The organism is Niastella yeongjuensis (assembly GCF_900110245.1).
Taxonomy (GTDB): Bacteria; Bacteroidota; Bacteroidia; order Chitinophagales; family Chitinophagaceae; genus Niastella; species Niastella yeongjuensis.
In genome coordinates this window covers 307783-333333 of sequence record NZ_FOCZ01000007.1, presented here as the reverse complement: position 1 = coordinate 333333, position 25551 = coordinate 307783, and the positions used below count along the sequence as shown (strand labels likewise).

The 25551-nt window shown below is 45.8% G+C and carries 25 protein-coding genes; 11 read left to right on the top strand and 14 right to left on the bottom strand.

The window, feature by feature from the left end:
* Positions 1-48: 48 nt before the first annotated feature.
* From BMX95_RS20450 to modA, 6 genes are all read right to left on the bottom strand, one after another.
* Positions 49-306 carry a hypothetical protein gene (locus tag BMX95_RS20450; RefSeq protein WP_081203811.1) on the bottom strand — a complete coding sequence of 86 codons (258 nt, stop codon included), beginning with the start codon at positions 304-306 and terminating at the stop codon, positions 49-51.
* Positions 307-308: 2 nt separating this feature from the next.
* On the bottom strand, positions 309-1094 hold the full coding sequence (locus BMX95_RS20445; RefSeq protein WP_081203812.1) for a hypothetical protein: 786 nt from the start codon (positions 1092-1094) through the stop codon (positions 309-311).
* Positions 1095-1222: 128 nt separating this feature from the next.
* Positions 1223-1999 carry an alpha/beta hydrolase gene (locus BMX95_RS20440; RefSeq protein WP_081203813.1) on the bottom strand — a complete coding sequence of 259 codons (777 nt, stop codon included), beginning with the start codon at positions 1997-1999 and terminating at the stop codon, positions 1223-1225.
* Between the two features lie 96 nt (positions 2000-2095).
* The gene (locus BMX95_RS20435; RefSeq protein WP_081203814.1) at positions 2096-2950 is read right to left on the bottom strand and encodes an ABC transporter ATP-binding protein; all 855 of its coding nucleotides are present in this window, start codon (positions 2948-2950) and stop codon (positions 2096-2098) included.
* A gap of 5 nt (positions 2951-2955) precedes the next feature.
* A complete protein-coding gene (gene modB, locus BMX95_RS20430) occupies positions 2956-3630 on the bottom strand; it encodes a molybdate ABC transporter permease subunit (protein WP_081203815.1) in 675 nt (224 codons plus the stop codon).
* A complete protein-coding gene (modA, locus tag BMX95_RS20425) occupies positions 3627-4385 on the bottom strand; it encodes a molybdate ABC transporter substrate-binding protein (protein ID WP_081203816.1) in 759 nt (252 codons plus the stop codon). The genes modB and modA overlap by 4 nt, the downstream gene beginning before the upstream one ends.
* Before the next feature lie 152 nt (positions 4386-4537).
* On the opposite strand from modA, the gene BMX95_RS20420 reads away from it, so the two are divergent.
* Positions 4538-5620: an aldo/keto reductase gene (locus tag BMX95_RS20420; protein ID WP_081203817.1), complete on the top strand. Its 1083-nt coding sequence runs from the start codon at positions 4538-4540 to the stop codon at positions 5618-5620.
* The gene (locus BMX95_RS20415) at positions 5610-6524 is read left to right on the top strand and encodes a helix-turn-helix domain-containing protein (protein WP_081204125.1); all 915 of its coding nucleotides are present in this window, start codon (positions 5610-5612) and stop codon (positions 6522-6524) included. Before BMX95_RS20420 ends, BMX95_RS20415 begins: the two co-directional genes overlap by 11 nt.
* Positions 6525-6664: 140 nt before the next feature.
* On the opposite strand, the gene BMX95_RS20410 is transcribed toward BMX95_RS20415, so the two are convergent.
* Positions 6665-7369: an alpha/beta hydrolase gene (locus tag BMX95_RS20410; protein WP_081203818.1), complete on the bottom strand. Its 705-nt coding sequence runs from the start codon at positions 7367-7369 to the stop codon at positions 6665-6667.
* A 96-nt stretch (positions 7370-7465) separates the two neighbouring features.
* Positions 7466-8326, bottom strand: a complete 861-nt coding sequence (locus BMX95_RS20405; protein ID WP_081203819.1) for a helix-turn-helix domain-containing protein — start codon at positions 8324-8326, stop codon at positions 7466-7468.
* Between the two features lie 99 nt (positions 8327-8425).
* Here BMX95_RS20405 and BMX95_RS20400 point away from each other — a divergent pair, with 99 nt between their 5' ends.
* Positions 8426-9280, top strand: a complete 855-nt coding sequence (locus BMX95_RS20400; protein WP_081203820.1) for a helix-turn-helix domain-containing protein — start codon at positions 8426-8428, stop codon at positions 9278-9280.
* A gap of 3 nt (positions 9281-9283) precedes the next feature.
* Here the strand turns inward: BMX95_RS20400 and BMX95_RS20395 are convergent, their stop codons facing one another.
* Genes BMX95_RS20395 through BMX95_RS20385 form a run of 3 tightly spaced genes read right to left on the bottom strand, consistent with a single transcriptional unit; the run spans position 9284 to position 12529 of the window.
* Positions 9284-9856: a hypothetical protein gene (locus tag BMX95_RS20395; protein ID WP_081203821.1), complete on the bottom strand. Its 573-nt coding sequence runs from the start codon at positions 9854-9856 to the stop codon at positions 9284-9286.
* Between the two features lie 10 nt (positions 9857-9866).
* The gene (locus BMX95_RS20390; RefSeq protein WP_081203822.1) at positions 9867-10328 is read right to left on the bottom strand and encodes a (2Fe-2S)-binding protein; all 462 of its coding nucleotides are present in this window, start codon (positions 10326-10328) and stop codon (positions 9867-9869) included.
* 35 nt (positions 10329-10363) lie between these two features.
* Entirely contained in the window at positions 10364-12529 is a 2166-nt protein-coding gene (locus BMX95_RS20385; protein WP_081203823.1) for a xanthine dehydrogenase family protein molybdopterin-binding subunit, read from the bottom strand.
* 250 nt (positions 12530-12779) lie between these two features.
* Here BMX95_RS20385 and BMX95_RS20375 point away from each other — a divergent pair, with 250 nt between their 5' ends.
* From BMX95_RS20375 to BMX95_RS20350, 6 genes are all read left to right on the top strand, one after another.
* Positions 12780-14816 carry a GxGYxYP domain-containing protein gene (locus BMX95_RS20375; RefSeq protein WP_081203825.1) on the top strand — a complete coding sequence of 679 codons (2037 nt, stop codon included), beginning with the start codon at positions 12780-12782 and terminating at the stop codon, positions 14814-14816.
* Between the two features lie 340 nt (positions 14817-15156).
* On the top strand, positions 15157-15504 hold the full coding sequence (locus BMX95_RS20370; RefSeq protein ID WP_133054056.1) for a hypothetical protein: 348 nt from the start codon (positions 15157-15159) through the stop codon (positions 15502-15504).
* Positions 15505-15730: 226 nt separating this feature from the next.
* Positions 15731-15973: a hypothetical protein gene (locus BMX95_RS20365; RefSeq protein ID WP_081203827.1), complete on the top strand. Its 243-nt coding sequence runs from the start codon at positions 15731-15733 to the stop codon at positions 15971-15973.
* Positions 15974-16168: 195 nt separating this feature from the next.
* On the top strand, positions 16169-16717 hold the full coding sequence (locus tag BMX95_RS20360; RefSeq protein WP_081203828.1) for a hypothetical protein: 549 nt from the start codon (positions 16169-16171) through the stop codon (positions 16715-16717).
* 107 nt (positions 16718-16824) lie between these two features.
* On the top strand, positions 16825-17271 hold the full coding sequence (locus BMX95_RS20355; protein ID WP_133054057.1) for a hypothetical protein: 447 nt from the start codon (positions 16825-16827) through the stop codon (positions 17269-17271).
* Positions 17272-17377: 106 nt separating this feature from the next.
* Positions 17378-17845, top strand: coding sequence for a DinB family protein (locus BMX95_RS20350; protein ID WP_081203830.1), 468 nt, complete (start codon positions 17378-17380; stop codon positions 17843-17845).
* Between the two features lie 203 nt (positions 17846-18048).
* Here BMX95_RS20350 and BMX95_RS20345 read toward each other — a convergent pair whose 3' ends face one another.
* Entirely contained in the window at positions 18049-18762 is a 714-nt protein-coding gene (locus BMX95_RS20345; RefSeq protein WP_081203831.1) for a DUF92 domain-containing protein, read from the bottom strand.
* A gap of 455 nt (positions 18763-19217) precedes the next feature.
* Here BMX95_RS20345 and BMX95_RS20340 point away from each other — a divergent pair, with 455 nt between their 5' ends.
* Positions 19218-20747, top strand: coding sequence for a 7TM diverse intracellular signaling domain-containing protein (locus BMX95_RS20340; RefSeq protein ID WP_133054058.1), 1530 nt, complete (start codon positions 19218-19220; stop codon positions 20745-20747).
* A gap of 140 nt (positions 20748-20887) precedes the next feature.
* On the opposite strand, the gene BMX95_RS20335 is transcribed toward BMX95_RS20340, so the two are convergent.
* Together BMX95_RS20335 and BMX95_RS20330 are read right to left on the bottom strand one after the other, a co-directional pair.
* Positions 20888-22135 carry a DUF4374 domain-containing protein gene (locus BMX95_RS20335; protein ID WP_165759089.1) on the bottom strand — a complete coding sequence of 416 codons (1248 nt, stop codon included), beginning with the start codon at positions 22133-22135 and terminating at the stop codon, positions 20888-20890.
* A 24-nt stretch (positions 22136-22159) separates the two neighbouring features.
* Positions 22160-24289 carry a TonB-dependent receptor domain-containing protein gene (locus BMX95_RS20330; protein ID WP_081203834.1) on the bottom strand — a complete coding sequence of 710 codons (2130 nt, stop codon included), beginning with the start codon at positions 24287-24289 and terminating at the stop codon, positions 22160-22162.
* Positions 24290-24557: 268 nt separating this feature from the next.
* Here BMX95_RS20330 and BMX95_RS20325 point away from each other — a divergent pair, with 268 nt between their 5' ends.
* Positions 24558-24932 (top strand): response regulator, encoded by a 375-nt coding sequence (locus tag BMX95_RS20325; RefSeq protein ID WP_081203835.1) that lies wholly within the window; start codon positions 24558-24560, stop codon positions 24930-24932.
* The last annotated feature ends 619 nt before the right edge of the window (positions 24933-25551 follow it).

The window sequence follows — 25551 nt, the reverse complement described above, 5'->3', positions numbered from 1 at the left end:
TTGTACTACCTAAATGACTAAAATATTTTTACCTTTTTTTGCCAACCCTTATTCCTCCACCACCGAGGCCCCATCAGGCGTTATACGCACTTCTTTATCTTTATTGCCATCTGTAAACTCCACTTCAAAGAAAAATTGGCCATCCTCTTTTTCGGCTTCCCAACTGGCATCGCGGGCGGAGGGGTATTTCGCTTTAAATGCAGCCATTACATTGGGTGGTACTTCGCTCTCCTTTATTTCAAACTCTGAATCTGAAGAGGAGCAGGATGCAAACAAAACAGCGACAATAAAAAGTGCGCGTACCATGGTTAAAAGTTTTTCCTGACGTCCACGATTTCCTTCTCTGCAAATCCAAGGTTGATCAAACCCTGCCGGGGCCGGCTCAACTCCATTATAATGTACAATGCAACTGATAACATGATTGTAAACGCTATCGAAAACACAGGGTTCCTGCTCCCGGGTTTTAACCCAAAACCGGTAAGAAAGCTGGCCACAAAAACCAGTATTAACAACACCAGAATGATCAATGAAGGCACTGTTGATACCCTTCCAGCTTCCCGCGTAGTAACCATATTTTTCATATTGATGAGCACTGGCACCAATTGTTCGGCGCGTGACCTGTTATTTGGGTCATTTATCAATAAGGCGTTATCATTCCAAAAACTATTGAAATAGTTACCGGCATTGTTCAGCGCCGCATTTATTTTAACCGGATCATCGCCTGCATCCCAGTAATCGATCCTTGCATCCAGGTATTTCTTAAAATCACCTAACATTGATTTCTTAATACTGTCGGGATACAATTTAATCCGAAATAAGGCGGTGTTGAGTAAATTAGCTTCATCTATTATTGTTTGACGCCGGGATTCATATTTTGAGGAAGCCATTCCGAAAGTAAACGCGAGTAATAAAGCCATCAACCCCATTAATGCACCTTCTGCTGTCCCCAGGCTAAGATCCCTTTCGGGTTTACCCTGCACCATCTTTTTCTTCATTACATATCCCAACCAGTTCAACACATAAATGATGATAAAAAAGACAGCTGCTATCAACAAGGCATTTACCTGAAAAATCTTTTCCCGAAGTGGATCCATTTGTATGGCCAATTTTATGCTACATGAAATTTACGAATGATTTAGGCCCCGGGAATGGGTTAACAGTTAAACAGCAAAGGCCGTCTGCCAGCTGGCAAACGGCCTTTATCCTTATTGCACTTCCTGATTTATTTACTTACACTTTTCGCAGCTTCAATGATCACAGCGGCCACTTTTGCCGGTTGTGATACAAATACTACGTGGCTGCCTTTTATTTCGGTGATCTTTGTATTGGAACGTTTGTACATGTTCCGTTCAATATCGGGATTGATCGCTTTGTCTTCTGTAGCTACAATACCAAAAGAGGGTTTATGTCTCCAGGCAGCATCGGTGATATTGGCAACAAACGCTTTTGCATAAATGGTACCTTGTGAAGCGTACATAAAATCAGCGTCTGCCTGGCTCAGATCGGCACAAAAACCGGCATGGTACTTTTCCTTGCTGAAGTAAATAATACCATTATCATCGGGAGGTAAAATTCCGTTTTCAGGAGCGGCTGGCAATGACTGGGCCCATTTCAAGGTAGATTCGCCATTATCGGGTTGAAAAGCGGCAATATACACCAGGGCTGCTACTTTGGGGTGATTTCCGGCTTCGGTGATCACGGTACCGCCCCAGCTGTGACCGGCCAGTATGGTTGGGCCATCCTGTTTATCAAGGGCCAGTTTGGTGGCTTTCACATCATCTTCCAGGGACGACAACGGGTTTTGCACCACAGTTACATGATATCCTTTTTTCGTGAGTTCCTGATAAAGCCCTTTGTAGCCGGAACCGTCGGCAAAAGCGCCGTGTACCAATACTACGTTTTTCACCTGTTGGGCATCGGCTTCTGTTACAGTAGCCGTTGTAGCAAAAAGGGCCAGGGTGGCGGCTATCAGACTATTCTTTAATGATCTTTTTTCCATGATATTTGTCGTTGATTGTTTTTGTTTGTTTCAACGAGACAAAGATGCGATAGAAAAGGAGGGTAGGTGATGGGGTTATTTCCCGGTTAGTTGTAATTATTTCCCTTGTTTTGAAAGATCGGCTTTTATATTGCTGCAGGTGATCTCCACCTTGTCGTTAATACTTAGTTGTTGGCCTGCTACGGGTACGCTTACCAGGCGGTTCTCAATTAAAACAACCGCATTACCATTTTCATCTATGGAAACAATGTTCCCGGCTATTTTAGCGGCCTCCTGACCGTTCTGAAAGAACCGGGCAGGGGTGGTTTGTTGCTGAAAACGGCCCTGGTCTAAATGAATAACCAGATCAGACAGCTTGATGATCTCATTGGCGTTGTGGCTTACCAGAATGGTTGTTAACGCATAACGCTGGTGGATCTCCTTTAAGGTATCCTGCAGGTATACGCGCATCTCGTTGTCAATGGCCGACAAAGGCTCGTCGAGCAGTAAAATGGCCGGTTTATTGGCAATGGCCCTTGCCAGCGCCACCCGTTGTTGCTGGCCACCGGAAAGCGTCTGGATCTTTCTGGCTGCCAAATTGGTTAACCCGGTCACATCCAGCAGTTCATCCACAATAGCGGGAGACTCATTCTTACCCAGGGCAAACAAGATGTTTTCCCGCACATTCATATTGGGGAACAGGGCATAGTCCTGGAACACGAACCCAATCCTTCTTTGCTGCGGTTCTATATTTCTTTTTCCCGAAGCATGGTACCAAACGGTATCGTTCACATTAATAAAACCATCGTCGGGTTTCATAAACCCGGCAAGCATCCGCAAAATGGATGTTTTACCGGTTCCCGATGCCCCATATAAACTCACAAATTTTCCGCGCTCTATCTGGGCGCTCACCTGTAATTGCATTTCACCGGCTGCCGTATGTAATTGCTTCTGCAACGAAAAATTGATCATAGCACTCAGTAAAATTTAGTCTGCTGCATTTTGCGGTTGAATGAATAGAGTGTCAGCAATATTACAAATGACAGGGCCAGCAATATACCTGCATATACATTCGCATTGTGGTAATTGAATGCTTCTACTTCATCGTATATGGCCACGGAAGCCGTTCGGGTTTTACCGGGTATATTACCGCCAATCATCAGCACCACGCCAAACTCTCCAACGGTATGCGCAAAGGTAAGTACAATACCCGTTAGCAGGGAAGGTTTGATGTTTGGCAACAATACCTGTAAAAGCGTTTGCCACCTGGTTTTTCCCAGCGAGTAAGCCGCTTCTTTTAAACTGGGCGATAAAGATGAAAGGCCCGACTGCACAGGGTGTACCATAAAGGGAAAACTGTAAATCACCGACGCGATCAACAAACCCGAAAAGGAGAACACCAGCCGCACATCCAGCCATTCTTCCAGCCAGTGGCCCAAAAAATTGGCCGGACTAAACGCCAGCAACAAATAAAAACCGATCACCGTAGGTGGTAAAACAAGCGGCATACTCACGATCGCCTGTACTATTATTTTGAAAAAGCCCTTATCGCCGCTTAACCAGTTGGCCAATGGTACGGCTATAATAAATAAAATAAGCGTTGTGCTCAACGCCAGTTTTAATGTAAGCCACAAAGGTGCTAATGCGATCATTTTACAATGTACCCAAATTTGTTATAAATGGCTTTTGCCTTTGCAGAAAACAGGAAATTATAAAATTGTCTGGCTGTTGCTTCATTACTCTGCTTAGCTTGTTTCAATAAGGCGGCAGCCTGTTCAATAGGCGGATAATCACCGGTATTCAATTCCACCCATTTTCCTTTGCCCTTCATTTCACTGGAGATCACAATCGACTTTGCCGTAAAGCCAATGTCGGCATTTTGGGTAGCAATGAACTGGCTTGTCTGGGTAATGTTTTCACCCGTTACCAGTTTCGATGACACGATATCATACAGCTTATATTTCTTCAGAATAGCTTCTGCCGCACTGCCATAAGGCGCTGTTTGGGGATTGGCAATAGCTATGCTTTTGATCTTAGGGCTTACCAGCAGCTTCAGGTCCTTTGCCGGCTGAATGGCCGGTTTTGCACTCCATAATACCAGTACCCCCTGTGCATATACTTTAGGATCTTCCAATGTATAATTGTAATCTTCCAGTTTATCCGGAAAGGCCACATCGGCAGAAATAAAAATATCGAAGGGGGCGCCGTTGAGGATCTGCTGGGTAAGTTTACCGGAGGCACCCAGCACCACTTCTATCTTCGTTTTGTTTGTTTTGTTGAACTCTTTTATCAACTCCTGGATGGTGTACTGCATATTGGCGGCCACCGCCACTGTTAACTTCTGCTGTGCCAGTAACGTCAGGGAGGAGAACGCCAGCATAAAGAAGAAAGGCATTTTCTTTCTCATCTGCTTCAAATTTAATTGATTAGCGAAACTACGCTATTTGAACAATATCAGGGACCTGCTATTTTATCCCGGGTTTGGCTACATCACGCCCTGATTATACTACACTTTCCGCCGGGTTACGGCTCAACTTTGTGCACGCAAAAAACTTTACAATGGAATTATCACATTACAGAACACTGGGGCATTCAGGGTTGCGTGTTAGTCCGGCAACACTTGGCGCCATGACTTTTGGTACAGAATGGGGCTGGGGCGCATCGCCGGAAGAATCCAAAGCAGTACTGGCCGCTTACCTGCAAAAAGGCGGTAACATTATAGATACCGCTAATCTGTATACAAAAGGGCATTCTGAAAAGATCATTGGCGATTATATCAGGGAAACCAACACGCGGCGCGACCGGCTGGTGCTTTCCACAAAATATTCCAGCAGCATGCACCCTGCCGACCCCAACAGCGGTGGAACGGGCAGAAAGGCCACTATCATGTCGCTGGAAGCTTCATTGCGCCGGTTACAAACAGATTATATCGACCTGTATTGGGTGCATGGGTATGATGCCAACACCCCCATAGAAGAAACCATGAGCGCGCTGTATGACATGGTGAAGGCCGGTAAAGTACGTTACATTGCCGTGTCTGACACCCCGGCCTGGAAAGTGGCGCAGTCACAAATGATTGCCGCATTCCGCGGTTGGAGCGCTTTCATTGGGTTACAGGTGGAGTATAATTTGTTGGAACGGACCGTAGAAGGTGATTCTATACCCATGGCGCAGGAACTCGGTTTGGGGGTTATGCCCTGGTCGCCTTTAAAGGGCGGCATTTTATCGGGAAAGTATACCCGCGCCAATAACGGCCAGTCACAAAATGGCCGGAGGGCTGCCGAACAACTGCCTGAAACCACCCTGGTGGTCCTTGACCGCCTTGCAAAGATCGCGGAAACCAGGAATGTACCGGTAGCTGCCATTTCACTAGCCTGGGTTATGGGTCGGCCTGGTATTACCTCTACCATCATAGGCGCCCGAACACTGGCTCAGTTGGAAAACAACCTGCAGGCGCTTACTATTACTTTAACCGATGATGAAGTCAAATTCCTGGATGAAGTAACCATGCCGGTGCTGGGCTTTCCTACTGTGCTCATCGATACGATGGCCGTTCATGCAGCCCAGGGTGGAACCACCGTTAATGGAAAAACTTCTATCAGATTCCCTATCTTGCCGCAAAGTGATGAGGATGGGTACTAAATGGGAAACGATTGTTTTTAAAACGCTGACCGACTGGCACCAGGAAGTACAGGTGCCACCACCTGCGCATCCACTGATCAGCCTGGTTGACTTCAGTGATATGACAGCTCGTGAAAACAGACAACCTCGGCGGATCAGCTATAATTTTTATAAGGTTTCTTTTGTGGAGCAGTCGCCCACTAAAATGAAATATGGGCAGCGGGCTTATGATCTCACAGAAGGCGGGTTGTGTTTTATTTCTCCCAACCAGTTATTGACAGATGATGGTTCGCCGCATCTGTTTACTGGTATGGCCTTGTATTTCCATGCCGATCTGATTGCCAAACACCCCCTGGTCAAAAAGATAAAACAATATGGTTTTTTCTCTTACTCGGTGGCTGAAGCTTTACAGGTGTCGGGCAAAGAACGGGAAACCATCATTTCTATTTTCAAACAAATTGAAGAAGAACTGCAATCACCTATAGATGCTGTCAGTGATGAGATCCTGATCTCTTATATTGAATTGCTGCTCAACTTTGGTGACCGGTTTTATAGCAGACAGTTCCTTACCCGCAAAGTGGCGAATAACGACCTCGTGGCTAAAGTAGAGTACCTGTTAACTACCTGGTTCGAGGAAGGAAACGCGCAACAGCATGGATTGCCGACTGTACAATTGTTGTCGAAACAATTGCACCTGTCGCCCGATTATTTATCAGATATGTTGCGGGCTTATACGGGTCAAAACACGCAACAGCACATCCATAATAAATTGATTGAAAAAGCGCGGGAGTTGTTATCGAATACCAGCTTAAGCACAGCAGAAGTAGCCTATGCACTGGGTTTTGAACATCCGCAGTCTTTCAATAAGCTGTTTAAACAAAAGACCCTGCTTTCGCCGATGGAGTTTAGGGAGACGTTTAATTAGTAGTTGTAAGAAGATGTTTATAGAACTGTCTTTTGATTTTACAGCTTATGAAGCAGGAGGTAAGAAGTAGGAAATTCAAAAATTCGAGAGCCTCCTACTTCTTACATCTTACTTCGAAAACTTAGGTTTTAGTTCCTTAATTAACTTACCGGCTGCAATACATTTTCAGTAGCTTCTACGATCACCGCCGCTACTTTGGCTGGCTGCGACATAAATACCACATGACTGCCTTTTATTTCGGTTACTTTGGTATTGGAACGTGCATACATGTTCCGTTGAATATCGGGCAGTATCGCTTTGTCGTCGGTGGCTACAATGCCATAGGTGGGTTTGTTTCTCCAGGCGGCATTGGTAATATTGGTGCCAAATGCACTGCCGTAAAAGGCGCCTTGTGAAGCGTACATAAAATCGGCATCGGCTTCGCTCAGGTCAGCACAAAAACCAGCATGGTACTTTTCTTTAATAAAATACAGGATGCCATTTTCATCGGGGGTGATGCCGTTCTCGGGGGCAGGAGGGATTGTTTCGATCCAGGTAAGCGCAGATTCACCATTATCAGGCTGGAAAGCGGCAATATATACCAGGCCAGCTACATTCGGGTGATTACCGGCTTCTGTGATCACCGCACCGCCCCAGGAGTGACCGGCCAGAATAGTAGGCCCGTCTTGTTTGTCCAGGACCAGGTGGGTAGCCTTTACATCGGCTTCCAGGGATGATAAGGGATTTTGTACTACAGTTACATTGTACCCTTTTGCGGTCAGCTCGTCAAAAAGACCTCTGAAACCTGAACCGTCGGCGAAGGCGCCATGAACTAAGACTACATTTTTAATGGTTGACTTTTCCATGTTATTTGATTGTTGAGTGTGTTTGCTTGTTCAACGATACAAAGATGCTACGGAAAAGGGTATAGGATTTTGAGCTGTTTTCCCGATCGGTTGTAATTATTTCCCTTCTTTTGCCACCGGGCTCGCATTACGAAAATCTACAGGCGACTGGGTAGTATGTTTTTTAAAAAAGTTCGAGAAGTAAGATACGTCTTCAAATCCTAATTCAAATGTAATTTGTTTTACGGTTTTGTTAGTATATGTCAGTAATCTTTTGGCTTCGATCAAAATTCTTTCCTGTATTACCTGTGAGGGTGTTTTGTTGTTATAGATAGCAAACAGGTTCGACAGCGTTTTGGGCGATTTAAACAGCTGCTGCGCATAAAAGCTGACGGAATGCTCTTCTTTGAAATGCGTTTCTACCAACAAATTGAATTTTCTTATCAAATGATATTTTTCTTCCTGCACTTTTTTCTCCGGCACATATTCCGACCGGGCTAACCGGGTTATATAACTTATGAGGCGTTTCAAAAGGGCCAGCAGCATTTCGTTCTGGATATTATCTGTTGTTTTAAACTCATCCATAAAAACGGCCGCCAGGAGCTTCAGTTTTTCCTGCGCTTCTTCATTGAGCGGTATCAGAATGTGATCGGTACTGCCAAAGAGAAACCCAACACAGCTTACTTCTTTATCATGATCGATGAGGCAATAAAACTCCCGGTTAAACTGCCAGGCTATAATTTCCTCTGATCGTTCAAACGAAAACGACTGATTGAACAAAAGGGTCAGCAGGGTATTGGGCGGAAAATCATGTTCCGCACCATCTATAGTTACGGTTTGTTTTTCACCAGGGTTCCACGCTATGGTAAAGTATTTGGTGAAACGGTCACGGCTGAAATATAAACGATCGAAATTGGGTTCATTCCTGTATAGTAATAAATCGCCACCTGTTTTTTCGTCCTTAAGAAGGTACCTCATATATGCAAGCTACATGATAAATGTCAAATTCTGATTGCGGCCAAAAGGTCGGTTAATATTTTGCTTACCTTGTACATACCAGCCAAAATACCACATCACATGCTACAGGATTCCAACACCTTGCAGCATAAGGCTGCTGACATTCATCCAAACGTTTTACTGTTAAATGGCCACCCGGCTGTTACCCGGTTTACTTATTACAGCAGCAAACAAGGTTCCTTTTTTATAGAAGAAAACAGCCTGCTGGTTGTAAAAGAAGGGGCCCTCAACCTCAAATCCGGTAACCTCGATCATATCGTTCATAAACGCCAGTTGATTGTTTTAACGCATAATACCCTGGTTGAATGGCAAAGTTTTTCAGGGTCCGGGCCAACAGTCTGCTTTCTGTTTTCATTTAATCAGCACCTGCTAAAGCAGTTTACCACATTTGCAGACTGGAAGATCAGCGGCAACAAGGTACCTCCCGGCACGGTGATGAGCAACCAGAGCAGCCATTTGCAAAAATACCTCGACTCACTGGAGCCTTATTTGGACAACACCACTACCGTCAATGGTTGTTTGATAAAAATAAAGCTGCTGGAACTATTATTCTGCCTGGCCGGCACCGACAGCTCCGTTCTTCCGTTATTATTACAACTCCCCAAAAGCGTTCGACCCAATATAAAAGCCATTGTGGAAGAACACGTCATGAGCGCCCTGCCATTAAGTAAACTGGCGGCCTTATCGCAAAGAAGCCTTTCCAGCTTCAGAAGGGATTTTTTATCTATATACAATATGCCGCCCTCCAAATGGATCAGGGAACGCCGGTTAAAAAAAGCCCAGGACTTATTATGCACTACACGTATGAGCATCACTGATATCTGTTACGCCCTGGGCTTCGAGAGCATCACCCATTTTTCAAGACTTTTTAAATCCAGGTTCGGCTTCCCACCCTCCGTCTATAGAACAAAATAATGGCTATTTGTCAGGTATGGCAGCGCCCTTGCCTATCCATTCTTTCACCTTTGCCACAAACTCGTCATGACTAAGCGGGGGCCGGGTGCCATAGGTAAAACTGTGTTGCACCAGTTTGTCGTGTTCCACATGTTCAATGATCTGGTCCATAGATTTAAAACCGGTAAATTTTGCATCCTTAAAGCTCATGGCCAGCTCGCGCGGGCTTTTTCCTTCAAAGACCATGGGCCGGGCGGCCGTAGGCAAATGCCAGTTGGGATGGCCGGGTGGCAAATGATCCCCATCGAGATTGGCCGCCTGGTGGCAACTGCTGCATTTCATGGCATACAGGCCTTTGCCATCAACGCCACGCTTTACACCCTGGGTGTGCAAATGACTGTCGTCGCCCTGCAAGGGCACATCACCAGCGGGGTGACAATTCATACACCGGGGATGCATAAACACTTTATAGGCTTCGGCAAAGGCGGCTTTTGATTCCGCTTCGCGTTGCTTTACTATTTTGTTGTTCATCATGGCCAGGTTGCATACAGCAATTACCCCGGCCATGCAAAAGGTTATTAGGTTACACTTTTTCATAGCAGCCTGTTCAGGATGATGATTTTTTTAATTCAGCCGCCAGGTGAATGGCCTTGCGGATGCGTTGATAGGTGGCGCACCGGCAGATATTGCCCGACATGGCATTGTCAATATCCTGGTCGGTAGGGTTGTTGTTATCGCGCAGCAAAACAGCAGCGGCCATAATTTGCCCGGTTTGGCAATAGCCACATTGCGGCACATCTATTTCCGTCCAGGCCGCCATCAGTGGCTTGCTTAACGTGTCATTCAACCCTTCTATGGTTACAATCTCTTTTCCTTCGGCCCGCGATACCGGCGCTACGCACGACCGGATGCCCTGTCCATCGAGGTGCACGGTACAGGCGCCGCATTGGGCCGCACCACAGCCAAACTTGGTGCCCATTAACCCGAGTTTATCGCGAATCACCCACAGAATGGGCATATCGGACGGTACATTTACATCGTATGATTTTCCGTTAACTGTCAATTGCATAACAGTAGTTTTATAGTGAGGCGTTTGAATAGCTTTTAAGCGTTTCCCATTTTCATTTTGTATATCGGCAAATTACGGATGCGTTTACCCGTAACAGCGAACATAGCGTTGGTAAGGGCCGGCATCATTTGTCCAACGGAAGCTTCTCCAATACCGCCGGGCGGCTCGTTACCGGGCACTATGTACGTATTCACCTCCGGCATTTCATTCATGCGCAGGATGGGATAATTATAAAAATTCTTTTGCTGTACCTGTCCGTTTTTGAAAGTGATCTCGCTGTACAAAGCAGCAGACAAACCATACCCCACACTGCCTTCCATTTGGGCCACCACACCATCGGGTTGTATGGCGGTGCCACAATCAACCACACAGGTAACCTTGTGCACTTTTACCATTCCGTTTTTGGGTACCGATACTTCGGCTACCAGGGCTACATAACTGCCGCAGGCTTTAAAGGCGGCAATACCACGTCCATGGTCCTTTGGTAACGGAGTGCCCCAGCTGCTTTTTTCCGCCGCCAGGTCCAATACCTTTAATAACCGGGCATCGTCTTTGTACAACAATCGCCGGTAGGCAACCGGATCTTTTTTGGCAGCATAAGCCATTTCATCGATCAGGCTTTCCATGGCAAAAATGGTGTGGCTCATACCCACAGCCCGCCAGTTATCGATCATAATGGGCCAGTCGGGTGTATTTACAGCAATCTTTTTATTCTTAAGCGCTTTTATAAATGGAACCGCCTGCATGCCTTCAATGGAAAATGTATCAACACCATTAACCACTGCGATCTTTTCAAACGGTCCACCCGTCATTACACTCTGGCCTACGCTGATCTGATCCCAGGATACAGGCATGCCATTGGCATCGAGCCCTACTTTAAACCGGTGCAGAAATGCCGGCCGGTACCGGCCGCCCTGAATATCGTCTTCACGCGTCCAGACGGTTTTTACCAGCTTGCCAGAGGCTTTGGCCACTTCAACCGCTTCACGTACAAAATCGGAGCGGGTGATGTTCCTTCTGCCGAATGAACCACCGAGAAAGCAGGTATGAATAAACACCTGGCTGATAGGCAAACCCGTAATTTCCGACGCGGCATGCTGGTCATCAGTCTGGGTTTGGGTGCCCGTCCAGATCTCGCACTTATCGGCGCTTAGTTTAACGGTGCAATTCAACGGTTCCATAGGCGATTGCGCCAGGAAGGGTTGAAAGTATTCCACTTCAACTTTTGTTACACTTTGTTTGAACAATTCGGCAACATTGCCTTCTTCCGTTGCCACAATACCGCCCTTATCGGCTCTCGCCTTCATTTCAGTAAATAAGGAGTCACTGCTGATATTGGCAGCAGCGCCCAGGTCCCATTGAACTTTCAACGCCTGGCGGCCTTTTTTTGCCGACCAGAAATCATCCGCCAGCACAGCAACTCCTGTTGGGATCTTCACTACCTGGCGAACTCCGGGTACGGCCAGCGCAGCAGCTTCATCGTAACCGGTAACTGTTGCGCCATTTACCGGCACCCTCGCAACCATTACGGTTAACAGATCGGGAAAATGGATGTCCATCCCAAAAACCGCCGTTCCTTTGATCTTTTCCTGCGTATCCAGGCGCTTTATTTTTCCGCCAATAATCTTCCAGTCTTTGGGATCTTTTAGCGGAATATCTGCCGGCGCTGGCAGTGCCATGGCATCTGTTACCAATTCGCCATAGCTGATCTTTTTATCGCCGCTGACAACATACCCGTTTGCTGTTTGACAGTCATCAGGGGCTACCTTCCACCGATTAGCCGCTGCCTGTACCAACAGATAGCGGGCAGTAGCGCCGGCTTTGCGGTACCGGTCAAATTCAGAATTCAAACTGGAGGAACCACCTGTTCGTTGGGTGGCATATACGGTATGATAATAGGCTATGTCGGCCGGGGCATGTTCTACCTGCAGGCTTTTCCAGTCGGCATCCAGTTCTTCGGCAATCAACATGGAGAGGGAAGTCCAGATACCCTGGCCCATTTCGCAATGGGAGAGGATTATTTTTACCGAGTTGTCGGAACCTATGCGAAGAAAAGCATTGGGGGCGAATAGCACGGGTTCTTTAACAACACCCCTGGTCCTGATGCCGGCCGGTACGTTAAACGCGATGATCAGTCCGCCCGCGGCAAGGGCTGTAGAACGAATAAATTTCCTGCGATCAATAAGCTGGGCATTGCTCATGGCGATTGGTTTTGGTGTTCCTAATGCAGGTTTCAATTCCTGTATAAATTTCGCCCGTAATGTGTCGGTTTACTTATCCATTCCATTCAATTTTATTGCCTTTCCCATTCAAATGGATAAGTGCCTGTATAACAACTTTTCTTGTTTCAGCACTTCAAGCCCTTACGCCTTAACTATTTATCCCGGTTTTAGCCGCTATTTGCTAAATGCCGAATTTTAGCCATCCATTAATTACATTAAACTCACTTCTATGAAATCACTTACCTCGCTCCTTAAGCGAACAGGCTGCCTATTATTCCTGTTTCAGCTGATCATGATACCATCCATGGCCCAGATAAGCTGGCCACCATCACAGTTGCTTCCTTCCTTTCCGGCGCCTGCTCAAACGCAGGACCTCATCACCCTTCGCGAAACAAGTACCCGTTGGGAAGGCGAGGGGCCACTGCTAGGTCATAAAACCGGCAGACTGGAATCTGATGGCTGGCTTTGTCAAACCGGCATCGATGCTCCCAATGACCATATGATCTATGGACCATATGATGCAAGCATTCCCGCCGGACCTAACGTAGCAGAATTCAGAATGAAGGTGGATAACAATACCGCCAACAACGATCCGGTTGTTGACATCGACGTAAGAAATGCCACTACCGGACAGGTGCTGGCTTCACAGACCATCACGCGGTTACAATTTCCTATTGCAGCTGACTATGTAAATTTCACGTTGCCTTTTACCATGCCGGCCGATAATCAATCCATCGAATTGCGGGTATACTGGCGCGGTACCTCCTATACCAAGGTAGACTGGGTAGCGGTGCAGCAAAATGCATCATCGGCCGAAATGTATTTGTTCGCCTCGCTGAAAGGCATCGTTAACAGAACAAAGCCCCGCATCTTTTCCTATGAAGGCGATGCATTTGCCGAAGGACCTTATACCTGGCTGCAGTCATTAGGATTGAACTACACTGAACCGGCCGATAAATGGAGTCTTATTACTAAGTACCGCAATGAACTTTCCGGACTGATCGTATATGACCCGGCACAGATCCATACAGTAAACCTGGCCACCGTAATGGCCAAAAGCAGAAAGGCATTGATCGCTTCGCCCTTGTTATTAGCACGGTTAACTGCGGCGCCTTATAATTTACCTGTGCTGGTTGATCTGCGCGGACAATATACCAGCAAACTGCAGGTTTATCAAACCCTGTTCAATACGTATTGGCCTACTATCGATCACCGGTTATTAATTGGATTGAACCCCGATGCGCATAAGGCGGCCTTACGGGAATATGCCACCGCACTGGGTGCTGCCGTTGTATGGCTCGATCCGAATGTGGCAGCGGAAAGCACCCTGTTGAACAGCTTTCTGTCTTCCATGCCTGCGGGTTCCAACTTTATGGGCTGGTGGCCCGAAGAACAACCGGGCGTACAACGAACTTCACAATATGGCATTACCACTATCGCCAGCGACTGGTGCAGCAACTTAACTATGCACAGCGGCACACCCCGTACGGTAACCCTTAAAGCGGTTCCACCCAAACCTATCCTCCAAAACAAATTGTATGTGGCCTTTATTTTGAGTGATGGCGATAACCTGCAGTACATCGAGCACCTGATGCGCAAGTTGTGGAATAATCCAGACCGGGGTTCCGTGCCTATGGGCTGGACGTTATCGCCCGCCATGCTGGATGCGATGCCTGGCGCACTCAATTATTACTGGCAAACAGCTACTGATAATGATAATTTAATTTCAGGTCCCTCCGGCTATGGCTATACCTATCCCAATAGCTGGCCCAATCAAAACCTGTTGAATTTATTTGCCGCAAAAACGGAAGACTATAATCGCCGGGCCGGTTTCAGAGTGATCACTATCTGGAATACCATTACCGGCGGCATTAATCAAAATGTTGGACAAACCTTTGCCAATATAGCCCCTTCGTTATTGGGTCTTACGGCACAAAATACCGGTGGCGGGTTAACTATTTATAATAACAGTTTGCCGGGGATGGCGCTTTCCTGCAATTACTGCACCAGTGAACAGGCGATGAAAGATCATATTGCCAGTGCAGCGACGGGCTGGAATGGCACCTCACCGCGTTTCATCATTATTCAGGCGCAACCCTGGACGGATATAAAACCCACCAATTTCAAGAATGTGGCCAACTCCCTTAACAGCGATTATATAGTGGTGCGCCCTGATCATATTTTCCAGTTGATCAGGGAAGCAAATGGGCTGCAGGTGAACCCGCCCGTAAATGCCTGCCGGTTTAATCCGGTAACGAAGAAATAAAAGTCGCACCAAAGACCTGTAAGGTGCGCTTTTTGAACTTACCAGATCGGACCGATTATGCGCTCCTGACAGGTCTTCGCCTGCTTTCAAAAGAGACCTGTCAGGTCCAATTCAACTTTCAAATATTGCAAAACCCAATGATGGACCTTACAGGTCTTCGAGTTTTAACCTACGCATTACCGCAATTATTCATGCGTGTACCCGTGATTGTTCGAAGTAGGTATACTATACTCTGTAACAGATTGTATCACATAATATTATTTTCAATGTCTGGCATTGGATTTGCGTAAAAAATGCAATACTTTGCATAAGTATACCTAATATCTCTAATCCATTACCAATGAAAATGAACATTCTTTACGCTGTTTGTGCAATGGCAGTGTTGGCAGCATGTAGTGCGCCCTACCAGGCCCAAAAGTCAGTCTGGACAGTAAAGGAAGTGCAAGAATCATTTAATAAAGATTCGGCTAAAAAGTACAACACTAACTGCATTCTTTACCGCGGCACCGACAACCAGTCTCATTATTTTTTAAGCCAGTTTACCGACAAATGGGTTTTTCTTTCCATTAAGAAAAGCGAACTGTCTATGACAGATGAAAAACCTTTCAAAGTTGATTCAGCGGTAAAACTGGGCTACTATTACGTTGATCCTAATAATCATTTCGTAAAAACCCGGGATTTTAACTAACTAATTTTATCTGGACAGGTATAAATACCATTGCCAGATATGCCTGTTTAACTCGTACATAACCACATAGGCACAAGTTTTCCGCCTGACCGGAACAGCTGTGACCTATGTGGTTAAAAAAAATATCAATCGGGGCATTGCATTTTCTGTATCTAATTTTTATATTTCGTATTAATTATCAAGTGATCAATAATAAATCCGTATTAATCAATAAAAATCCAGTACCATGTGGAAATCTCTTGCCAACTCGCACCGCGTTTACCAGGGCGATAGAATAAGATTCAACAACGCCCCCCGCGAATTAAGCACCGGAAACTTATTCCAGGTTGTAAGAACAGACGAACATTATTTTGAAGTTTGCCCTGTTTCGCAAGAAGCCGACACGCTCCTCGATCTGTTTACCAGGAAAATTGTCAGGTATTTCGATGTAGGCTACCACCTTCAAATTGAAGTCTGGAACGAAGAATAAGCCCTGCATAAGAATTGACACGTATTGCAAATTTGATTTATAAATAAAATAAATAACATACCTTTAGCCTAACACAGTGTTAGCAATTATGAATTGTTGTTAAGTTTTGATTTTCGGTTATACTTATTCCACCCCCTTAGAATTCTCCTTATTACTTTCCGGCCCGCACGCACTATTCACCAAAAAATAAGTGATATGCTGGAAAATCTTTTCAACCTCGTCAGGCAACAGGCTGGAGATGCTATTATTAATAATCCCGCAATTCCCAATCAGCAAAATGAAGAAGCTGTACAGGAAGCCGGTCATTCAATAGTAGATTCACTTAAAAGCGCCTTATCAGGAGGACAGCTCAATGATGTTTTAGGCATGTTTGCAAACGGCCAGGCCAACGCCAGTGCGCCCGTAGTACAACAGGCTACCGGGAATTTTATGGAACGACTGCAAGGTAAATTCGGCTTAAACAACAGCCAGGCGGCTGGTATTGCCCAAAGCCTGATCCCCAATGTGATGAACCAACTGGCGCAAAAGACCGCCAACCCCAACGATAACAGTTTTGATGTACAACAGATCTTCAACCAACTCAGTGGCGGCAAAACCGCTGGCATGAACCTGCAAGGCATACTGAACAAGCTGAAAGGCGGCCTCGACAGCGATCATGATGGCGATGTCGACCTCCAGGACCTGAAAAGCCTATTCTCGGGCAGTGGTTCGCTAGTTGACAAACTAAAAGGCATGCTGGGATAAACCAGTCTACATTCCAACCCTTCATATTGTTCCTCCTTCCTTTTTTGTAGCGTGTATTGAAACATGCTATGTCTACCAACAAATATTCAAACAAAAAACCATCGATTATGAAAAACATGCTTGTCAGCCTGGCGCTGATCGCTTTTTCCTGTCATTTCGTTCAGGCACAATTGCCCGTAGGTTCTGTAGCCAATGCAGGGCAGTTGGTAACCCAGTTGGTAAATGCCATTAAACCTTCATCATTTACCAGCGCTTTCTCCGGCGCCAAGGAAGGAATTTTGGGCGATGCGTCAAAAATATCCAGCGCCACCGGCTTAGCCAGCACGGTTAGTTCACTGGTGGGTTATATAAAACCCGACATGTTTAAAACAGGCTCCACCGCCAAATCATTGCTTGACATGGGTACTAAAGCAAAAACCATGGCCGATGCATCCAGTCTGCTGAAGAATTTTGAAGGTGGCCTGAAACCGGAAGCTTTAACCAATGAGTGGTCGGGTATGCGTACCGGTTGGCTAAGCGCGCTGAATCAGTTAGCCCTGAACCAGGGGAAGTAATGTAAGGGCAGAAGGCAGAGGGCAGAAAGAAATACACTTCGTCGCGGCCCTTCTATACACAAGCCCTAAATTTTCCTTATTTTAGTAGGAATTAAACCTGCTAACAATGAACTTGCCAAAACAAATTGCCACGCACTTCAGAACATTGTATACCGGTGGTAACTGGACCGACGTTAATTTAAAAGACAGTTTGGAAGGGGTAACCTGGCAACAGGCCACCACTTCCATTTTTAATTGTAATACCATTGCAGCATTGATCTATCACATGAATTATTATGTTCGATTGCAAACGAAAGTATTGCAGGGGCAGCCGCTTGACGGGAGTGATAAATATGCGTTCGATGTGCCACCTATAAAATCAACAGAAGATTGGGAAAAATTAAAGAACGGCGTTTTTTCCGACGCAGAAACCTTTGCCACTTTAATTGAACAATTGCCCGAAGAAAAGCTGGATGAAATTTTCCATGACGAAAGATATGGCAACTATTACCGAAACCTGCACGGGGTCAATGAACATAGCCATTATCATTTGGGGCAGATTGTTCTTTTGAAGAAGATTATGGCTCAGGTGTGAAAGGGCAGAGACGAAAAGGCAGTAGGCAGTGGGCAGTAGGCAGTGGGCAGTAGGCAGTAGGGAAAACGCAGGCGGCGGACGCACCCATTCACGGCAACGGATTTCGCTAATCAAAATGTCGAGAATACAAGCGAGGTTGTATTTCTCCCCTCCACCGGAGGGGTTGGGGGAGGCCGTAAACCGGGAACCCAATAACTCAAGAACTAACAAACTAAATAACCCAACAAACCAACAAGAGCTGCGACCAGCGTGTTCAAAAAATTCACCTGATCATTCTTTATCCAGCCTTTTCGTTCAAGGGCGGCACCGAGAATGGAATCAGTCATGTTGCCAATAAAACCTGCCAGTACAATCCACCAGCCTAAGGGACTGTAACCGTAGGCGATAATATAAATAACAGCGATCAGTACACTGCCGGCAATGCCCCATAAAGTGCCTTCCAGACTTATTACCCCATCCAGTCCGCAGGTATCTTTTTTAAAGGTGAGAATATTATAGAAATTCTTACCATATATACTGCCCAATTCCGAAGACAGCGTATCAGCGCTTGCAGAGGCCAGGGAAGCCGCGGCAGCTAATTGCCAGGCAGACAGACATTGCGGATAGATCCAGGCCAGTAAGCCCGCTAATGCGGCCACACCGCCATTGGCCAGTACCTGCGAAGCTGTCCGTTGTCCTTTATTTTTTTCTGCTATGCCTAATTGCTCTTTTTTACGACGCCCCAGCGAAGTGGCCAGCGTGCCTGCCACAAAAAAAGCACCCAGAAAAATGATGCCGGTCACCCCAAGTCCTTTATACAACAGGCCCGCCAGTAAACCACCGGTAAATGCACCAGCGACGGTCAATTTCCTAAAAATGATAGTGGCCACTATGCTTGCTACTATAAAAACCAAAACGATCAAATCAGGTACCTGCATCGAAGCAAACTACTCCATCTATCACATTTGACCAATAAATTCCTTTGTTAATCCGGTTATTGTGCTGGTATCTATAAATAATACTTTTTTATTTTGCTTTTCTGCCGGTATTTTGCCACACAGCACAACCAGCCACCAAATTATTTTTGAATTTTCCATAACAAGCAACCTGAGTGAACAAGATCCCCGTTTTTTGTATTGCTTTATTAATCCAGGTTGTGGTTCAGGCCCAACCTGTGCATACAAGTAATAATAGCCCGGTCACCCCAATTGATAACTATTCGATCCTGCCTGATCATGGTTTCTCCTTTAATACAATACTGACCGATTCAACCCTGCGGTTTACAATAAATGATTCCATACGATGCCGGCAGGCTACCAGTTACTGGCTTAAATTGGTTATAGATAACCCTTCCTCCCAATTAAGGTCATGCCAGCTAAGGATATTTCCCGGTATGGCCAACCGCTTATATTATTTTGATGCCAATGCACGGCAATGGTTGATGGAAACCGCCGGTATGATGCCCGGGCGCGACAATGGCCGTATCAACCGGCGGGGAATGGCTTGTATATTGCGTGCTGACACTATTAACACGGTGTATGTGCATGTAGATCTGAAACACCTGGGGGCATTGGCGGGGGCATTTAAACCTGACATCCGGCTCGAAACCGGTGATTTTGCCAATAAACAGGAGCAACTGATATGGATCACCTGGGGCGTCTCACTGGCTGTTGTATTACTCTTTTTGCTGAACAACGTATATATCTATTTCAGTTTTAAAGACAGAGCCGTTCTTTATTATCTTATCGGGCAATTGGGCGGCCTGATCTATATGACTGCCCATAAACAGCTATTCCCGGCTTTTTTCCCCGATCCGGTGTTTACGACCGGTTTGCAACCGAATGGCAAGGCTGCCTGGTATGGGCTGAACGATCTGTTGCTGCATACAGGCATATTGGTGGTTATTTACAGCATTGTACAATTTAGCCGCTCGTACCTCAATACCCGGCAATCACTTCCCCGGTTAGATGTTATGCTTCGGTGGGGAATGCGGGCTTATCTGCTGTTGAGTTTTATTTTTGTGGTCATCAATACCGGTCTTTATTATATAGAACCGTACGCCTGGGTGATGGACAATGCGCTGCCTGTTTTTTTGTTTGTCGCCATTTTATATGCAGGCGTAGCGGGCTACCGGCGCCAATTGCCTGCCGCGCGGCCTTTTTTGGTGGCCAATGTGGTGTCGGTTGGCTGTATGCTGGCAATCCCTTTATATCACCTGGTAATGGATGTAACTGGTATGGGCAATCCATTTGTAAGATCCATCTTACCAGACCTGGTTTCTATTACCCAAACTTTTGGTTTTTCGGTAGCACTGGTGGCCCGTATGAGGTCTGTTGAACAAGAGCTGACTGCAAAGGAAAGAGAAGCCAGCCGGCTGGAATCGGACCTGCGCGAAATTACATTCCGGCATCAACTGATTGAACAGGATAAACAAAAGATCATTACGGAAATACAGTTACAGAAAACCCGGAATGAACAATTACAGGAGAAAATGGAAGCCAAACAAAGGGAGCTGACAGCTTCCAGTTTGAATCTCGTTCAAAAGAATGAATTGCTGGTCAAATTGCAAACCCAGATAAAGGAATTGAAAAAATTATATCCCGGCAAGAGCAAACAGGAACTGCAGGGTATTGAATCGCTGTTACAGACCAACCTGTTCCTGGATGCAGACTGGGATAAGTTCACCTTGCATTTTGAACAGGTTCACCCGCATTTTTTCGAAAACCTGAAAGCCCAACATCCAACCCTTACCAAATATGAAGTGCGGTTGTATGCCTATTTACACCTCAATTTGTCAACAAAAGAAATAGGCGCACTGCTTCATATTGACCCCGCCAGCGTGCGCCGGGCTAAATCAAGGCTGTACAAAAAAATGGGTATCCGGAATAGTGACAAAGCCGGTGAAGGTCCAGGTGAGTTGTGAGTAGTGAGTTGTGAGTTTGACTCGCCAATATTTATATATTCAATATTAATAGCACGCAGTATGCAACCATTAAACGCGCGGTTTGTATCCGCGGCCACCCACTCACCACTCACCACTCACCACTCACCACTGACAACTCACTATTTAATCTTATAAATAGCCGGCACTTCCAACCCTTCAATCTTAGCTGCCCTGGTAGCAGTAGCAGTAAGCGGATCGATGGCATAAATTCGCGCCTCACCGGCCGGGGTCGACGTAATGGAGGCATACACCTTTCCTTCTTCTACCAGCCATTGCGCGCCATACTGACCACCATGCACCGGTATATCGGCAATGTCGGTAACTGTTTTATTATTCAGGTCAATGATCGCCATTTTACAAATAGGATTGGTTACCTCAAAAGCACCCCAAACAGCATTGATGTCATCTGTACCGGGTAGTTGCAACCGGGCTACCAGCAGGCCATCGCCTGCATAGGCGGCGGTTAGCAATTTGGCACCGCCAGAGGCTGTTTCCACATCAAAGAAATAGGAGGGGTCAAATGATTGTTGCCCGTTTTTGATGCGCAGGATACCCGATTTCTTGGTTACCTGGGTATAACCGGCGGCAAAGCTGCTGGGTGATACGGTGTATATGTCGCCATTCTCGGCTTTCATCATACCGATCTGGTTTCCATACAAACCAATGGGACCGGTGCGCGAATCTTTTATCGTTGTTAATGAATCAAGACCAGGGTAACTGAAAATGGTAACATATGCGGTATCGGTATATTCCGTATTCCAGGTGCCGCCATCGAGCGGATAAAATGACACATACATTTTGTTATCGTTCACCACTATCGATGTAGGCCATTTGTTCAGCACATCCAACGGGCTCCACATGTATAAAGGCGTTAGTCTTTTTTTTCGGATGCGAATATCATTGGCATCAATCAACTGGATCTGGCAATCATAACTGCCGCCGCCCCAGGGAGCGCCAATTGCGATCAGGGTGCTGTCATCGCCCTTACCAAAACAGTCCATACGTTCAAAAGAGATCCTTCCTTTTTCATACAGGGCGCCGCCTTCATTTATACCATAACCAATACCCACATTATTGGTGCCATAGCTAAAGCTGAAAACGGTTTTACCGGCAGCGCCAAAATAACACCAGGCCAGCTGTTCGATCCCGTTTCCGGTTGAGGATACCACTTTGGCCGCATTGTTGATGGTATCCTGTGTAAGCAGGTAGTCGGAGGTAGCAGTGGCGCCTTGTGTACGTAAGGCAAGAATATAACTACCACCGGCCTGTAAAAAATGACTCTTCGGTTTATAACAACCACTAAGCAACACGGCAATGGTTAAAAGAATTAGAATTGTCTGGCTATATCTTGATTTGCAAAAACGCATGGTCATGTGTTTTACAATGAAAAATTAGTTATGGAAAAAGTATCTGAGTTTTACATTGAATGCCCGGCCGGGTTTCTGTAATTTGAAATTGTCGTACAATTTGGCATTCGACAAATTGGTGCATTCCACGGCCATGTTATACTTACCGTTTTGCAGGGAATAGGTAACAGCAGCATCCTGGGTAAACTGGCGGGGAATGATGAACTTGGTACCGGCGCTGCCCTGGCTTGGCCAGAACAGATAGAATTTCTCTACAAAATTGCCGCCCACGCCAAACGTCAGGGCATCATGCGAATAAAATGCTTTTTTGAGTTTGTAGCCCGCATCGAAACTGCCAAACAAATAGGGCATGTTGGGCAGGCGGTCCCAATAAGTATAATTGGGAATGCCGTGATCGAAGGTTTTACTATTCAATGTATTTTGATAGGTGCTGTTTACTTCAACAGTCAATGCATCATCATACGTATAACGAACGCTCCATTCAACCCCGGAAGTTCTTACGCTGTCCAGGTTCGAATAACGACTGATCTGTCCATCTGATTCCAGCCTGATAAAATCACCCGCTTTGCGATACAGGTAATTGATCTCGCCTTCCAGTTTGTGTTTATTGAAGGTTTTCATCAGCGCCAGCCCTACGTTGATGTTGTGGCTGTGTTCAGGTTTTAAATAGGGATTGTTTTTTAACAGCAATCCATTGCCGAACATTTCTTCCCCTTCGGGTAAACGCCAGGTACTTTCATAAGATGCTTTTACCTGCGCAAACGGGAAAACATAATACATGGCGGCCACGCCATAACCCGTTCTGTTGTAACTGGTCTTCATACTTTCGTGGGTGCCCCATTCGGCATCGACCGTGCTGGCACTCATGCTGAACTGCTTGGCAAACACCGTTGCTGAAAACCGGTTGCTGAGGGTTGAATATTTGTAAGCCAGTCCGGTTATGTTTTTAGACAAGGTATTGGGAATATCGAAGGGGATGGGATCGATGGCAATGGGGTCATCGCCCTTGCGCCGTGCATACGTGTAGTTATGGTTGAGGCTAAAGTTGTGGTTTTTGTTCAACTCGTAACTCAGGTTGGCGGAAGCCAGTGCATTGCGATCGTTAAACCGGAATTTTGTTTTGTAATAAGAGAGCTCACCGGAATTGCTGCCAAATGTTTTCACGGTATAATTTCCATACCAGTCGTACAGGCGCGAACTGGTATCGGTAATACCTGATTTTACAAAACTCATATTGGCGTTAGCCGTTAAGGTAAGACCCGGTACAAAGAAGTTTTCTTTTTTGTATTTAAATGTTGGAATGATTGAGTTGCTGGAGTTGAAGACCTGGCCCGATACAAGGTCCATATTCATACCGGTTTGCACTTCCTTTCTGTTTTCCGACACGATCAGCCCGAACAACAATTTGTCGGCAAATTGCTTGTTTACAAAACCGGCTTCCACCTGGCCCATCGCCGAGTGATAGGCATCGTGAAAGCGTTTTATTCTTAATGTATTGCCATAAATGCCGGTTTGCGGATCGGGTATTTGTACATCGATCTTATAATTGTTGTCACTGTAATTATAGAAACCATTCAGGTTAATGGTAAACCCTTTGTCGGTAGTATACCTGGAGTTTATGGAAGCCCGGTGTGTATTGAACGAACCAATGCTATACGAAGCATCGAGGTACTTTTTTATCTTCTGGTTGGTAACCACGTTCACAGCGCCGCCCAACGCATCGGAACCCAGGAAAACAGGCACCACGCCTTTATAGATCTCAATTCTTTCGGCCATGTTTATGGGCAGGTTATTCAGCGACAGGGATGAACCGAAATTATCCATTGGCATTCCATCCAGGAAGAACTTCACCTGTTTGCCGGTAAAACCATTGAGGGAAAAACTATAGTTCGAACCCAGACCGCCCTCTTCTCTTATTTTGACACCTGTGGAGTGGTTGAGCACCTGGTTAATGTCTCTGGTGGTGTTATGCAAACGGGTGGCGTCAATTGCTGTAACGGTATAGGCTTGTTCTTTTGCGGCACGCAAATCGCTTTTACCGGTTACGGTTACTTGTTTTAATTGTTTGGGCGTAGTTTTTAGCGTATCCTGCGCCAGGGCAGGTACAATAATGTTACTACCCAGTAGCAACAACAATACAGGTTTGTTCATCATAAACGTTTCGCGGGCTTTGGTTTAATCAATGCGAAAGTACCTGCCTGTAAACTAACCCGGGAGCGCAATCAGGAAAACGATTTACGAGAAAAGTAAAATCTCTTTTGCATGATGGAAATGTATTATGTAATTGCGCGGTCTACATATTTACGCTTAGAGGTGTTTTAGGAATTTTGGCAAAATAATGATTAACGGTAATACGAAACCGGGTATCAGTTGGTGCTTAAACTACCTTTACGCTACCACAGACTAAACCTTTAATGTAATTATGAACAATACCGGTATGGCAAAAATTGCCCTTATCGACAGTCATCCTTTAATGCGGGAATGTATCTCTAATTATTTATCCGGCTCTGATTATGCTATAACCCTGCAGGTGGATGACGGAAAGGAGCTAATTGAGCAATTAACCATGGAGAACGTTCCTGATGTATGCCTGCTTGAATTCAATGCGCGCAGTAAAACCGGGTATGAAACAATAAAAATGCTAAGATCGGCCTGGCCCAATATGAAGATCGCCATCTACTCCATGCAAACAGGGCCGGTAGAAAATAAAACACCCTCAGGTGCCGACGTCATCATCCCCGATCAAACTTCCATTGCAGCGTTTAAATCCACACTCGATAATCTAATACAGCAGTGAGTAGTGAGTGTTTTTAAGGGATCCCCTCCTGGGAGGGGTGGGGGTGGGTTTATAATGTTAATAAAAAAAGGGTACGGATCAGTACAAATCAGTTAAACGTTGATTAAAAACGGGACTCGCATAAGTGAAAAGGGATTGGGGGTAAATTAAACAATAGCGTGAGCATACCTGTTGGGATAACAACCGGAGAACCGGCATCCCTTTCTGCTAATCATTTCTCAACCCAATAAGATATTCATAAGAGAGGTAATTGTTTTCCAGGGTGGTGGATATATGCTGGTTTTTCAATAATCATCACCGAAAGGATAGGTGTTGTTTGAGGGTCAATTGTAAGTTAGTAAATATTTCGATATAAACATTAAATAGCATATTATTTAATGTTGCCGTTAGATTCAGTTGATTTCGATCAACCGTATAACGCTGATCCAGCTGGGTATTTGGCTAAATATTTGCTTTTCAGTAAGTAGTTTTATATATCGATGAACGTGAGAGGCCAGAAGGACGCAGTCAGCGGGCGACCCTCCTTCGCCAGGGCTTCGGCGGGCGAAGAAAATAAGCAGTCCGCCAGGGCGGACTGCGTTCCCGTTTTGATTTTGAACCACTGTCCCTAATGGTCGGG